Origin of the sequence: Bifidobacterium myosotis (assembly GCF_002259745.1) — a bacterium.
In the GTDB taxonomy this organism is placed as follows: Bacteria; Actinomycetota; Actinomycetes; order Actinomycetales; family Bifidobacteriaceae; genus Bifidobacterium; species Bifidobacterium myosotis.
The window spans coordinates 94767-107497 of record NZ_MWWW01000016.1 but is presented as its reverse complement, the minus strand read 5'-3'; the positions used below and the strand labels follow the sequence as shown (position 1 = coordinate 107497).

Annotated in this window: 13 protein-coding genes; all 13 read right to left on the bottom strand. The window is 62.7% G+C overall.

Going from position 1 to position 12731, the window contains the following annotated elements:
- Positions 1-70 precede the first annotated feature (70 nt).
- Entirely contained in the window at positions 71-448 is a 378-nt protein-coding gene (locus BMYO_RS08030; RefSeq protein ID WP_233428220.1) for an Rv3654c family TadE-like protein, read from the bottom strand.
- 135 nt (positions 449-583) lie between these two features.
- Positions 584-1066: a TadE/TadG family type IV pilus assembly protein gene (locus BMYO_RS08025; protein WP_233428219.1), complete on the bottom strand. Its 483-nt coding sequence runs from the start codon at positions 1064-1066 to the stop codon at positions 584-586.
- Positions 1063-1350: a DUF4244 domain-containing protein gene (locus BMYO_RS08020; protein ID WP_094667964.1), complete on the bottom strand. Its 288-nt coding sequence runs from the start codon at positions 1348-1350 to the stop codon at positions 1063-1065. The genes BMYO_RS08025 and BMYO_RS08020 overlap by 4 nt, the downstream gene beginning before the upstream one ends.
- Positions 1351-1869: 519 nt before the next feature.
- A complete protein-coding gene (locus tag BMYO_RS08015; protein ID WP_094667963.1) occupies positions 1870-2487 on the bottom strand; it encodes a hypothetical protein in 618 nt (205 codons plus the stop codon).
- Entirely contained in the window at positions 2484-3191 is a 708-nt protein-coding gene (locus BMYO_RS08010) for a pilus assembly protein (protein ID WP_169834098.1), read from the bottom strand. The genes BMYO_RS08015 and BMYO_RS08010 overlap by 4 nt, the downstream gene beginning before the upstream one ends.
- Before the next feature lie 3 nt (positions 3192-3194).
- Positions 3195-4211, bottom strand: a complete 1017-nt coding sequence (locus tag BMYO_RS08005; RefSeq protein WP_094667962.1) for a TadA family conjugal transfer-associated ATPase — start codon at positions 4209-4211, stop codon at positions 3195-3197.
- Positions 4212-4215: 4 nt separating this feature from the next.
- Positions 4216-5034 (bottom strand): P-loop NTPase, encoded by an 819-nt coding sequence (locus tag BMYO_RS08000; RefSeq protein WP_338024383.1) that lies wholly within the window; start codon positions 5032-5034, stop codon positions 4216-4218.
- A 703-nt stretch (positions 5035-5737) separates the two neighbouring features.
- Complete coding sequence (locus tag BMYO_RS07995) at positions 5738-6457, bottom strand: DedA family protein (protein ID WP_094667961.1); 720 nt, start codon at positions 6455-6457, stop codon at positions 5738-5740.
- Positions 6458-6912: 455 nt separating this feature from the next.
- Complete coding sequence (locus BMYO_RS07990; protein WP_094667960.1) at positions 6913-7584, bottom strand: HAD family hydrolase; 672 nt, start codon at positions 7582-7584, stop codon at positions 6913-6915.
- A gap of 525 nt (positions 7585-8109) precedes the next feature.
- Positions 8110-8703, bottom strand: a complete 594-nt coding sequence (locus tag BMYO_RS07985; protein ID WP_094667959.1) for a heat shock protein transcriptional repressor HspR — start codon at positions 8701-8703, stop codon at positions 8110-8112.
- Between the two features lie 264 nt (positions 8704-8967).
- Positions 8968-9987 carry a DnaJ C-terminal domain-containing protein gene (locus BMYO_RS07980; RefSeq protein WP_094667958.1) on the bottom strand — a complete coding sequence of 340 codons (1020 nt, stop codon included), beginning with the start codon at positions 9985-9987 and terminating at the stop codon, positions 8968-8970.
- Positions 9988-10080: 93 nt separating this feature from the next.
- Positions 10081-10830, bottom strand: a complete 750-nt coding sequence (gene grpE / locus BMYO_RS07975) for a nucleotide exchange factor GrpE (RefSeq protein WP_169834097.1) — start codon at positions 10828-10830, stop codon at positions 10081-10083.
- Positions 10830-12731 carry a molecular chaperone DnaK gene (dnaK, locus tag BMYO_RS07970; protein WP_094667956.1) on the bottom strand — a complete coding sequence of 634 codons (1902 nt, stop codon included), beginning with the start codon at positions 12729-12731 and terminating at the stop codon, positions 10830-10832. The genes grpE and dnaK overlap by 1 nt, the downstream gene beginning before the upstream one ends.

The following is a 12731-nucleotide window of genomic DNA, read 5'->3' as shown; positions in this document are numbered from 1 at the left end:
ACCAATACCGGTCCTGGCCCGCCAGAGCGACGCTCCTCATCCACTGCGCCTTATCTCACATACCGGTTCATCAGACCTCTCCTTCCCGGCAGTCCACTGGCCCTGCGCGGGCCCGGTACTCCACGCTGGGAGCAATCGGTACCTTGGTAGCCACCGCGACGGCGACCCATACATCGTCTTCCTCGGTAACGCAATCAGCAAGCATGGCGTCGTTCGCCATAGCCGTATCAAGGGCGAGTGCACATGGGTCGGCGGCGTTCCCATGCCAAGCCGCATAGGCGGCCGAGAACGCCGTCAAATCCGCCAAGGCACGCGCCTGCTGTTGGCAGATGAGAAGATTGCTCACGGATGCGACGACCGCCAACGCCACTCCGGCCATCAGCACCACTATGACGCCGGCCATGGTGCCCGACCCCTCTTCAAGACTGTCCAATCGCCTCATCATCATCCCGTTCCTTCGCTCATATCATGTGGTCGCATGCCATGCAGGATGGATATGCGACCACGACCGGTAACAATATGGTCACCGCGACGGCAGTGACCATGACGTAGCAGCCATTGCGGCAGCGGTACACCACTTTCGTCATTGCAAAACGGCGACCGCCTCCCGCTTGATTCTGGTAGGTGTCAGATTCAGCGGCCCCGGCAATACCGAGCACTCGACCAGAACGCGCGCCGACCGGCTCTCGCGCTGCACGGACGTAGCGACACCGTCTCCTGCTATGTCCGCAGCCACCGTGCGGGCCGCCGCCGCATCTTCGAATACGACGAATTCGCGTGCGGCAGCCGCAGCGGCGCTATGACAGTCCATGGATACCGAAACCACACGGCCCAAGGCCAGCAATAAGGAGGCTATGACAATGACGCTCGGCAGCACCATGGAGAACTCGGCGGTGGCCGACCCACGCTCCCACCATGAGGATGCTCTGGCGGAGACGGCAGACACGGAATCGTGCCCCATCCATCCTGGTCGCTTCAGCGGCATGACATCGGACGACTCGTTTCGGTTTTTCGGCGGCCATCGCGCACGCCGCCGGCATGCTTCTTCCGTAATCATGAGGGTCATCCCACGTTCAACGCCTTCTTGACGATGTTCGTCAGCAGCGTCTTGATGGCGTCCGACTTCAGTACGGTGACCAGCAGGGCGGCAAAACCCGTGGCGGCGATCAGCACCACCGCGTATTCGGCAGTGGCCGCGCCTTCCTCGGGTTCCGCGGTCAATGTGCGCATACGTGCATCCAGCACACAGATGCGCTCATAGGCTTTGGCTCGGAGTGCCGCCAATCCGGCCCTTCCACGGGCGAATGGACCGGCGTGTTCATCGACGATGAGGGGAGCTGGGGAGGTCATGGCGTTCGTTCCTTTCGTTGCGGAGCAGCCGTGCCGGCGCCTGCATGACCGCTCGGGTGGATGATGTGGCCCCCGCACCGGAAACGGCACGGGGTGCTTCCACTGTGTGTGATTGAGTCGCGTCTTTTGCAAGGAAATCGGGTATGTGGTTCCAGCTTGCCGAGTTATCCACACCCCGGCATGTCATCCACCGACAATGTGGATAACCAAAGAGGACGCTAGTGGCCTGCGCCAGAAACTCGTTGTGAATTCACTACCTCTCAGGCCCACTTCGTGGACCAGCTCGTCCTGCAAATATGGAGCGCACTGCGCGCAGCCTGCCGGCTCGCACGTTGCCCACCAACAGCTTCGCTGTTTGCTTCACGGCAACGACCCCGCAATTCCGGACGCACTCCGCGCGTGTTCCGCTGGCTCGCCTGTCGGCTCGCATGTTGCCTACAAACAGCTCTGCTGTTTGCTTCACGGCAATGTCCGACAAGGGGAGCTAAAAAATGGACCGGCGAGGCCTAGACGCAGTCGTCACATTACGAACGAGACTATGGCGGGGATGATGCCGATCAGCACGAAGGCCGGCAGAAAGCACAGACCTGTGGGCATCAACAGCTTTACGGACAGGCTCGCCGCATGACGTTCTATGGCCGCGCGCTCATCCCGGTCCCATTGTTCGATGGCGGCATCAAGACGTATGCCGGGAGCATCGCCATGGTTCCACGAGGATTCCAGTGCGGCCCGTACCAGCGACAGCGTCTCGCACGCCTTGCGGCCTTCATCCGTCTCACGACGCATCACATGATGTCGGCCATTCGATTCGCCAATTGTCTCAATCGTCACGGCGCCCCATGCGTCCGCCCAGGAGGCTCCACGATTGAGCGCGGCGCCGACTCGCTCCATGCCGTCGCCGCATTCACCCCCTATGGCGCGTCCGACGGATTGCAACGTTCCGGGGATGGAGGCACCCTCACATAACGCGACCTGGACCATGCGCAGGACAAGCATGGTCCAGGATGATCCGGCATCAATGTTCGTGCGCCCATATGCGGACACATCCAGACGCCCGGCAGCACCGCCACGCATGCTGTGCATCCAGACCGCAATGGCCGCACAGCATGCCGCAGCGACGGGCCATGCGGCACTCATCCCGAATCCCCTTTCATCAACGCCCGCATCCATGCCAGCCCGGCTATATAGCAGCAGCCTCCCAGCATCAGGCAAACCAGTCCCCGACCGTCCGTCAGCAGGAAGCCCATCGGATGTGAACCCATCAATTCACCCAGCAGCACCGTCGCCGCAGGAAGCACGCTCAGCAGACCGACAGTCGCCTTGGGCACGGCGAACGCCTGCGCGGTGAGCTGCTGCATCAAACGCATCTGACGATAGGCGTCAAGCACCGCTTCCAGACACGGCACGATCCGGCATCCCAGCTCGTCACTGAGCCGTGCCGCCGCGGCGACGCCAGCTGCGGCATGCCCCGACTGGTCCCGCGACTCATCGTTCAGACGGCAATCGGCGAACACTGCTTCCAGCTGACGCATGGTGAGCTTCCGAATGGCGAATCTTCCGCCGGACTGTTCCTCGAACGCTTCCAACATGGTGCCGCCGCCCTTCATGCGAGCGATGGCCGAAGCGATGACCTGTGCGATGCCGACGCGAGCCGACGCGCCGTACCGGCCTTTACTGTGGGCGCCGGGACTCCGCCCGCCTAGAGGACCGGCGACAGCACGACGAGCACTGACCTCGGCGCCATGACCGGGCGGAAGGCAGTGTTCCAATCTTGCCGCCGCACGCGATCCTCCGACCGGCCACAACACAACCGCCAATGCCACCATCAATGCACACCACATCGGTCAACCGCTCCATCGGGCAAGGAAACGATCCCATTCCGGAGCGCGCCATGGAGCTCCCGAGCCGTCCCATACAGCCAACGGCACTCCGGCAAGACCGGCTCGCGATGCCTGCAATCCACCAATCTGAGCGATGCGACGACGACCGTTGACCCGCTCCAAATGCAGCACCGCATCGAAGGCTCCAGCGGCCAGCATGGCCATGGCCTCCGGCGCCACGCCGGCAAGCAGTCCCAAGGAGACCATACGCGCCGGGACCCGCTCCACGCCGTCGGCATGCAGCGTGGTCAGCCCGCCACGATGCCCGGAGTTGAAGGCCCGCAGCAAGTCCACGATCTCCTCACCACGGCACTCGCCCAAAACCACACGATCCGGCCGCATGCGCAATGTCGCTTTGGTCAGTTCCGGCAATCCGACGGCGCCCACGCCTTCGACATTCGCCTCGCGCGCCACCAGCGACACATGATTGGCATGGCCTACATCACCCAGCTCGCGAACCTCCTCGACGGTGACGATGCGCTCGTCGGCGTCGCATTCGGCCAGTAAGGCCTTGGCCAGCGTGGTCTTCCCCACGCCGGTGCCGCCAGTGATCAGCAGGGTGGCCCTGTTGCGCACCAATCCCGTCAGCAGCGTGAACCAAGGCGCCGGGAACATGCCGGACTGCCCCAGCGTCCACAATGACGTTCCGGACCTGTCCGGAAATCGTATGGAGATCGCCGCTCCCTGCGGCACCAGCGGTGCAATCACCGCGTGGACGCGGATGCCGTCCACACTGGCGGCGTCCGCGATTGGGCAGGCGTCATCCAGCCTTCGCCCGAGTTGCGCGCACAGCTGGACGGCATATTCCCGCACCACCTGAGATGACCGGAACGGCACCGGCAGCCGATGCTCATGCATACCGTCCCCTCGGTCGGCCCAAACCCGGCCATCACAGGTGACCGCCACGTCCGTGACACGCGCGTCTGCGGCCAATCCTTCCAGAAGACCGAAAAACAGGGTGCCGTGAACCGGGCCATTCATAAGGTCACCAATCCGGTTCCGTGGCCGCATGCATGGGCCGAATGGTCTGCTCGATCGCATCGGCCAACAGATTTATGGCTTTGCGGCTTCCCTTGGGAATCGATCGGATGCCTAATCCTTCCAAAACATCGCCGCACAATCCCGCAAAGGGACGAACGGGACCGAGAACCGTGGCGGTCAGGTAATCCTCCGCTTCGGGGACGCCCACCTCTCCCCGGCCGCGGGGCTTGCCGCGAGGCAGGACCCCCACGATACGAGGCGTCGGGCATCCCCACGAGTCCAACCGCATCCTATGGGTCTTGGCTCTGGCCAGTCCTATGACGGAAAGCTCCGCCGCCACGATGTGCATGGAGGACCGCAAATCATTGACCGTTTCGACCAGACCGCCCTGTCCGGCGTCCACGATGACCACATCGTTGGCCTGAGCCAGGGCTCGAACCGCCGCCTGCACCTCCCACCAGTCAGGCTGGCGGGCGTTCCAGGGATCGTACGGCAGCACACGAACGCCTTCCCACACCAACAGGTCATGGTTGAGCGCGGTGCCCTCGATGTAGCCGAGCGGAGCTTCGACCTGGCTGAAGCGAAGACCCGACTCGCGTTCCACACCGAGCAGCAGATCGAGACATCCGCCTACGAAATCGGCATCCACCAACGCGCAACTGCGGCCGCGTTCCGTCAGTGTCCAAGCCAGCATGGCAGACATGACGCTCAGACCTATGCCGCTGTGGCCGGCGGTCATCGTCACGATGTTCTGGAATGTTGTGTCTACGGCGAGCGCTCCGGCAGGGGCATCCTTGGAACGTTTGCGTTCGCAGGAGGCCAACGGTTTGGGAGGCGGCGTGTAATAGCGAAGTGAGGGAGATGGCACTTCGTCCGCAGGCAATGGGACGCCTGGAGGGGCCAACGCCGGCGCACTCATCCGACGTGCCACATGGGGTGTGGTGTTGCTGGTCATGGGCCGATTGAACCGTGTCGTCCCTAGCCGGTTCAATCCGGAACGGGCAATGTGGTTCCAGCTTGCCGGGTTATCCACAGCCCAGCATGTCGTCCACAGCGCATGTGGATAGGTTCGCCGGCTCGTGAACGCACGCCATGCCGGACCGGTCGGCGATAATAGCGGCAGCAGGGTGGATACGAGCAACAGAGGCCAGTGGAACGGGTATCTCAGCTCATCGCCGGCATTCGGCCCGCGAAACGGACAGTAAATACACGCGGCCCGGAACGGTATGTACGAGTCTTGGGACGGTAAGTACGCGAACTGACGAAGGTCACGCGTACTTACCGTCCGTTTGAGGCCTCCCAGGGACTGTATGTACGTGACTGCCTCGTCATCCCGCATACTTACAGTGAGTTTCAGTGGGTTCCGAACCTCTCGGGGACGGTAAGTACACAGGCAATGTACGCGGGCGCCCAGTCATTATGCAAAAAGCCCCGACCCCTCCCGCTGAGGGACCGGGCCATACGACCGCCAGCCACACAACCGTCAACCGACCGTCAGACGGTTGGCGACGTCACCTGTCGAATCGTCACTTGTCGAGATGTTCGATGCCGGATTCCATAACGTCGAGCTGGGAATCGGTCACCGGCTGTTTCTTGCCGAACTTGGCTTTGAACAGACCGATGATGGTCGGCGCGAGCGAGACCAGCAGGATGAGCACGATCACCAATTCGAAATGATCCTGCACGGCTGGAATGTTGCCGAAGAAGTAGCCCAGCAGCGTGAACAGCGTGGACCAGCACAGACCGCCCAGCACCGAGAATGGGGTGAAGCGGCTCCAGCGCATGCCCGAGATACCGGAAATGAACGGCATGAACGTGCGGATGAACGGGAAGAAACGACCGAGGAACACGGCCAACGGGCCCCACTTCTCGATCATGTGCTCGGTTTTGGCGATGCGCTCCGGCGTCATGGCCTTCACCTTGCCGGACTGGATGATGCGGCGGCCGAAGAAGTGGCCGATGAAGTAGTTGCACTGGTCGCCGATGATCGGCGCGCACCACACCACCGGTAGCAGCCAGAACAACGGCAGAGCGGCCTTGCCGGTCGCCGCATCGGGTGCGGCGAACACGCCGGCCGCGAACAGCAGCGAGTCGCCGGGCAGGAACGGGAAGAACACCACACCGGTCTCGATGAAGACGATGAGGAAGATGAAGCCCAACGTGGGAGCCACGCCCATGGCAATCCAGCCGGCGATGGCGGCACGCGGGTCCTTCAGCAGCTCGAGGATGAAATTGACAAAGCCCATGCGATTCCTAAAGAGTTGAATTCCGTAATGTACTCACGCCTTATGGTCATACCGGCATAACGGCGCGCAACGGCGTCCGGCGGCCGACAACCAAGGGGCAAACCATCCCCTACCCTACCAGCGGGGCCGATACAGCCGACGACTCCACTGAAATCTGCACAGTTTTAGTGGTCTGTCTCTTAAATAATTAAGGGCTTCAACTTCTGTCTCTTCCCCAGTCAGCTTCGCTGACAGCCCGTCCTGCCATTAAGGACGCACTGCGTGCGCGGCATGCTGGCTCGCCTGTCGGCTCGCACGCCGCCTACAAACAGCTCCGCTGTTTGCTTCACGGCAACGTCCCATCAGAGGGGGGGGGCAACACCACTCAAACAATTACGAGACAGACCACTAGGACCCGGCAGTCTGGTGTTGATACCGGCGTGGCACTGGCATGTCAGCCGGTATCAACACAACGATCAGGCCTCCAGACGCCTGCGGACGAACTCGTCCAACGCGGCGGCATCGATGCCGTCATAGGAATCGATGGAGGCGAATTGGCCGAGACCGGAGGTGTCGGTGCGAATCCAGCCGGTCTGCGCAATGAGCGTGGCACCGGAGGCGGCACCTGCCTTCAGGCCTACGGCTGAGTCCTCCAACACCACGCATTCGCCCATATCCTCCGGGGCGATGCCGAGCTTGGCGGCCGCAGCCAGATAGGGGGCGGGGTTCGGCTTGTGCTCGTACGGGTCGTCACCGCATACATATCCGGCGAACAGACCGTCGGACTGTTTCATGATGTTCTCCGCCATGCGCCGCGGCGAGGTGGTTACCAGCATGGAGGGGATACCGGCCTCTTTGAGCGAGCGCAACACGTCCAGCACGCCGGGAATCCACGGCAGACGCCTGACCTCGGCCTGGAACACGTAGTCCTTGAGTTGCACATCGATCTCCTCGACGCTGAGCGTGCAACCACGCTCGATCATGTGCTTCGCCACATTGGGCACAGGCGTACCGGAGACGGACCATCCGAGTTCTTCGGTCCATTCACCGCCATTGGCATGTGCAATCTCGATTTCGCCGTCATGCCAGAGCGGCTCGGAATCGATAAGCGTGCCGTCCAGATCCCAGAACACAGCCTTGAGCAGCATATTGCCTCCGTACATGGTTGAACGCCGGTTGTTTGCTGCTTCTATCTCACCAACTCCGCAAGACAGCCCGTGGCAATGACGCCGCGCATTGGTGTCCTGCGTCAGAAGTTCGTTGATTATATCGTTGGCTCCCCTTGTCGGACGTTGCCGTGAAGCAAACAGCAGAGCTGTTTGTAGGCAACGTGCGAGCCGACAGGCGAGCCAGCGGAACACGCGCGGAGTGCGTCCGGAATTGCGGGGTCGTTGCAGTGAAACAAACAGCGGAGCTGTTTACCGGCAACGTGCGAGCTGACAGGCGAGCCAGCAGAATACGCGCGAAGCACGTCGATAATTGCAGGATGAGCTGACCCTCAAAGCGGACCGAGGGGTAGTCAATGAATTTTTGATGCGGCATATAGTGGCCTGTCTCTTTAATAGTCGAAGACTTCAGCCTCTGCCTCTCCCCCAGTCAGCTTCGGTGACAGCCCCTCACCCCAGAAGGGGGCCAACACCATTCAGACAATTACGTGACAGGCCACCGGTCTGTCACCAGCCCCACAGCACCATCGACTTGGAGTCGTCGTTGTAGGGGGATTCCTCGGCGGCACGGGCCCCTTTGTCGGCACGGCTCGACGGGGATGCGGGGCGACCAGGAAGTTCGCGGGTCTCACGACGGATGGCGTTACGCCACAGTCTGGCGCGATTGGAACGCTGGACTTCCACGATGTTGCCGTCACGGCCGGCGGCGAAGACGCTTTCCCCGCCGGAGGACTGCATGCGTTTGATTTCGCGTCGCAGCTGCCGGTTCTCCTCTTCGAGGGACAGGATGCGCGCGATGCCGGAAAGGTTGATGCCCTCGTCCTGACTCAGCCGTTGGGCGCGGGCCAGACGGGCGATATCCCGCAGACAATACCGTCGGGCACCGCCATCGGTACGCTGCGGACGCACCAGATTAAGACGGTCGTATTGGCGAAGGGTCTGCGGGTGGATGCCGGCCAGTTCGGCCGCCTGACCGACGGTGAAGATGGGGAGCTCGATGTCGAAGCCCACGTCATCCGCACCGTCCAGATCGGCGCGACCCATGACCAGCGCGGTGGCGCACATGGCGTAGAGCTGCCGTATCTGATTGGCTCGTGCCATGATGCACCTCCTTTGATGTGTTTACGTTAGGCGAGGGTGGGACGCTGATGAGTGTCCCACCTCGGTCTTGCAGGCCTTGTGCAACGGCAGCATCCGGGTGGGACACTCACGCCGCCCCGGTCTTGCCAGACTTGTCGTGCGAGCCGGCTCCCTCATCGGAGGGAGCCGGCTGACGGCTACGGCCCTGGCGGTTCAACCAGCTCAACGCTCTTCGGTCCGACGGTCCGCCGGCTCAGCGGCCCGGCTTCGCTTCAGCCCGCCGGCTCAGCGGGCGAGATAGTCGCCGGCCTTCTCGTCGAATTCCTTGGCAACGTGCTTGAGCATGAGGCCCGGCTTGGCGGGCACCATGATCTGCACGCGGCCAATCAGGTCGCCCGGCTGGTTGCCGCGCTGGACGCCCAGTCCGGCGAGCCTGAGCTCAGTACCGGAACTGGAGCCTGCCGGCACCTTAAAGGTGACCGGGTTGCCATCGATGTCCTTGGCCTCGACCTTGCCACCGGACACGGCCTCGCCCACGGTGACGGGCAAATCCATGATGATGTCCGAATCACGCATCGCGAAGGTCTCGTCCGGCTTGACGGTGACGTGCAGGTACAGATCACCGGCCGCACCGCCGTTGAGCCCCGGCTTGCCCTTGCCGGCCAGCTTGATCTTCTGACCGTCGTGGACGCCGGCAGGCACATGGGCCTTGAACTTCTTGCCGTCCACGGACAGGGACACGGTGGCGCCCTTCACCGCCTGACGCAACGTCAGGCTAATCTTGGAATTGCGGTCGTCGCCGCGCTGCGGGCTCGGCGCCTCCTCATAGCTATAACCGCCGGCATTGCCGTAGGACTGACCGTACGGGCTGCCGCCACGGCCTGCGGCACCGCCGAACATCGAGAAGATGCCGTTGATGTCGGGATTGCCGCCGCCCGAGGTGGAGAAACGGATGCGGGAGCCATTGCCGCCCATGCCCGAGGCATTGCCGAACATGGAACCGAAGATGTCGGAGAAACCGGAAGCGTCGAAGCCGCCGGCGCCGGAACCACCGGCGAAGCGGGCACCGCCCATGCCGAACTGGCGAATCGCATCGTACTTCTGGCGTTCGCTCTTGTTGCTCAGCACGTCGTAGGCTTCGGAGATGTCCTTGAACTTCTCCTCCGCCTCCTTGGTCTTGTTGAGGTCAGGGTGGTACTTACGGGCCAACTTGCGGTAGGCCTTGGTGATGTCGGTCTCGGTGGCGTCCTTGGAGACACCAAGGACTTTGTAGAAGTCTTTATTCAGCCATTCATTCTCAGCCATGCATGTCTCCTTTCTTGAAAGTCTGTATTAGTGAAGTGCTTAGTGCTTTGGGAAGCACTAAGCACTGTGGATGTTTGAGCCGCCTGAAGGGAATCAGCTCTGCGGGGATGCGACCACCACTCGGGCGGCGCGAATGACGCGGTCGCCGATGCGGTAGCCGGCTTCCACCACGGTGTCGACGGTTTCCCTCTCGGCGTTCGGGTCCGGCTTGTGCAGGATGGCGTCGTGCCTGGTCGGGTCGAAGGCCTCACCCTTCTCGCCGAACTTCTCCACGCCGAACTTCGCGAAGGCCTTGTCGATCTTCGTGGCGACGGCCTTGAACGAATCGTCCATCTCGCTGTGCTCGCGGATGCGGTCGATGTCGTCAAGGGCCGGCAGCAGCGCAGTCAGCACGTCGATGATGCCGTGCTGACGGAAGCGTTCCTGCTCACGGGTGGCGCGGTTGCGGTAGTTGATGAACTCCGCACGCTCGCGCTGCAGGGCCTCGAGGTAGTCGGCGGCCTCTTTCTTGGCCTTGCCAAGCGGGGTCAGGGTGTCGTCGGAGGAAGCGGACTCAGCGTCGGTCGAGGCGTTGGTTTCGGCTTGCGCCGGCTTCTCTCCCTCAGTCGCGGCATTCGCCGCGCCAGCTCCCTCACCAGAGGGGGCCGCGGAAGCGGCGGCTCCGTCAGGAGTTGAAGCCGAATCGGTGGAGGCGGATTCGGGCTTGGCTGGGTCCGCAGCATTCGCCGCGGAGGCGGAGGATGCCGACTGATCGGCACCCGTAGAGGCGGCCGTGCCGGCCGTGGACAGGTCGTCCGCGTCCGGCAGGTCGTTCAGATAGTCGTCCTTATTGAACTCGGACATCACTTGTTGCCCTTGTCGTCATCGTCGTCCACGACCTCGGCCTCGACGGTGTCGTCGTCGGACGAGGAGGAACCGGCGGAAGCACCGGCACCAGCCGCGCCGGCCGCGCCAGCGCCAGCAGCGGCACCGGCAGCACCCTCGGCACCCTGCTGGGCGTAGAGGACCTGACCAATCTTCTGGGCGGCGGTCATCAGCTCGGTCTGAGCGGTCTTGACCTTCTCGACGTCGTCACCCTTCAGGGACTCCTTCAGGGCGTTCACCTTGTCGGTGACCTCCTTGACGATGTCGTCGGAGAGCTTGTCCTTGTTGTCGTTGACGAGCTTCTCGGTGCTGTAGGCGAACGCCTCGGCCTGGTTGCGGGTCTCGGCATCCTCCTTGCGCTTCTTATCCTCGGCCTCGTGGGCTTCGGCCTCCTTGACCATGCGATCGATCTCGTCCTTCGGCAGGCCGGAACCACCGGTGATGGTCATCGACTGCTCCTTGCCAGTGCCCTTGTCCTTGGCGGACACGTGCACGATGCCGTTGGCATCGATGTCGAAGGTGACCTCGATCTGCGGGACGCCACGCGGAGCCGGAGCGATACCGGTCAGCTCGAAGGTGCCCAGCGGCTTGTTGTCGCGGGCGAACTCACGCTCACCCTGATAGACCTGAATCAGCACGGACGGCTGGTTGTCTTCGGCGGTGGAGAAGACCTCGGAACGCTTGGTCGGGATGGCGGTGTTGCGGTCGATGAGCTTGGTCATGATGCCACCCTTGGTCTCGATGCCGAGGGACAGCGGGGTCACGTCGATGAGCAGGACGTCCTTGCGGTCGCCCTTGATGACGCCGGACTGCACGGCGGCGCCGACGGCCACGACCTCATCCGGGTTCACGGACTGGTTCGCTTCCTTACCGCCGGTCAGCTCCTTGACGAGCTCCTTGACGGCGGGCATACGGGTGGAACCGCCGACGAGCACCACATGGTCGATGTCGCTCACGGAAATGCCAGCGTCGTGCAGCACGTTGTTGAACGGCGTGCGGCAACGGCCCAGCAGATCGGAGGTCATTTCCTCGAAGTGCGCGCGGGTCAGGGTCTCATCCAGATGCACCGGGGTGCCGTCAGGGGTCATGGCCAGGTACTGCATGGAGATGCTGGTGCTGGTCGAGGAGGACAGCTCCTTCTTGGCCTGCTCGGCGGCTTCCTTCAGGCGCTGCAAGGCGATCTTGTCCTTGCTCAGGTCGACGCCGTACTTGTTCTTGACCTCGGAGACCAGCCAATCGATGATCTTCTGGTCCCAATCGTCGCCACCGAGGTGGTTATCGCCGTTCGTGGCCTGCACCTGAATGGTGGAGAAGCCGTCGTCGTCCTTGCCGATCTCCAGCAGGGAGACATCGAAGGTGCCGCCACCGAGGTCGAAGACCAGGATGCGTTCGTCTTCCTTGCCCTTCTCAAGGCCGTAGGCCAGAGCGGCGGCGGTCGGCTCGTTGATGATGCGCAGGACGTTCAGGCCGGCGATCTTGCCGGCGTCCTTGGTGGCCTGACGCTGGGCATCGTTGAAGTATGCCGGGCAGGTGATCACGGCGTCCGTGACGGGCTCACCGAGGTACGCCTCGGCATCCCTCTTGAGCTTCATCAGAATCTGCGCGGAAATCTCCTGCGGGGTCCACTTCTTGCCGTCGATCTCGACGGTCCAGTCGGTGCCCATGTGACGCTTGACGGAGGAGATGGTGCGCTCGACGTTCGTCACGGCCTGGCGCTTGGCCACCTCGCCGACGAGAATCTCGCCGGACTTGGAGAACGCGACCACGGACGGCGTGGTGCGGGCGCCCTCGGCGTTCACGATGACGGTGGGTTCGCCGCCTTCCAGCGTTGCGATGCAGGAATTCGTAGTACCCAGATCGATACCAACTGCACGTGCCAT

Excerpts from the sequence above, each read along its gene's own strand:
- BMYO_RS08030 (WP_233428220.1), bottom strand. The coding sequence starts at position 448 with ATGATGATGAGGCGATTGGACAGTCTTGAAGAGGGGTCGGGCACCATG.
- BMYO_RS08025 (WP_233428219.1), bottom strand. The coding sequence starts at position 1,066 with ATGACCCTCATGATTACGGAAGAAGCATGCCGGCGGCGTGCGCGATGG.
- BMYO_RS08020 (WP_094667964.1), bottom strand. The coding sequence starts at position 1,350 with ATGACCTCCCCAGCTCCCCTCATCGTCGATGAACACGCCGGTCCATTC.
- BMYO_RS08015 (WP_094667963.1), bottom strand. The coding sequence starts at position 2,487 with ATGAGTGCCGCATGGCCCGTCGCTGCGGCATGCTGTGCGGCCATTGCG.
- BMYO_RS08010 (WP_169834098.1), bottom strand. The coding sequence starts at position 3,191 with ATGTGGTGTGCATTGATGGTGGCATTGGCGGTTGTGTTGTGGCCGGTC.
- BMYO_RS08005 (WP_094667962.1), bottom strand. The coding sequence starts at position 4,211 with ATGAATGGCCCGGTTCACGGCACCCTGTTTTTCGGTCTTCTGGAAGGA.
- BMYO_RS07995 (WP_094667961.1), bottom strand. The coding sequence starts at position 6,457 with ATGGGCTTTGTCAATTTCATCCTCGAGCTGCTGAAGGACCCGCGTGCC.
- BMYO_RS07990 (WP_094667960.1), bottom strand. The coding sequence starts at position 7,584 with ATGCTGCTCAAGGCTGTGTTCTGGGATCTGGACGGCACGCTTATCGAT.
- BMYO_RS07985 (WP_094667959.1), bottom strand. The coding sequence starts at position 8,703 with ATGGCACGAGCCAATCAGATACGGCAGCTCTACGCCATGTGCGCCACC.
- BMYO_RS07980 (WP_094667958.1), bottom strand. The coding sequence starts at position 9,987 with ATGGCTGAGAATGAATGGCTGAATAAAGACTTCTACAAAGTCCTTGGT.
- grpE (WP_169834097.1), bottom strand. The coding sequence starts at position 10,830 with ATGTCCGAGTTCAATAAGGACGACTATCTGAACGACCTGCCGGACGCG.
- dnaK (WP_094667956.1), bottom strand. The coding sequence starts at position 12,731 with ATGGCACGTGCAGTTGGTATCGATCTGGGTACTACGAATTCCTGCATC.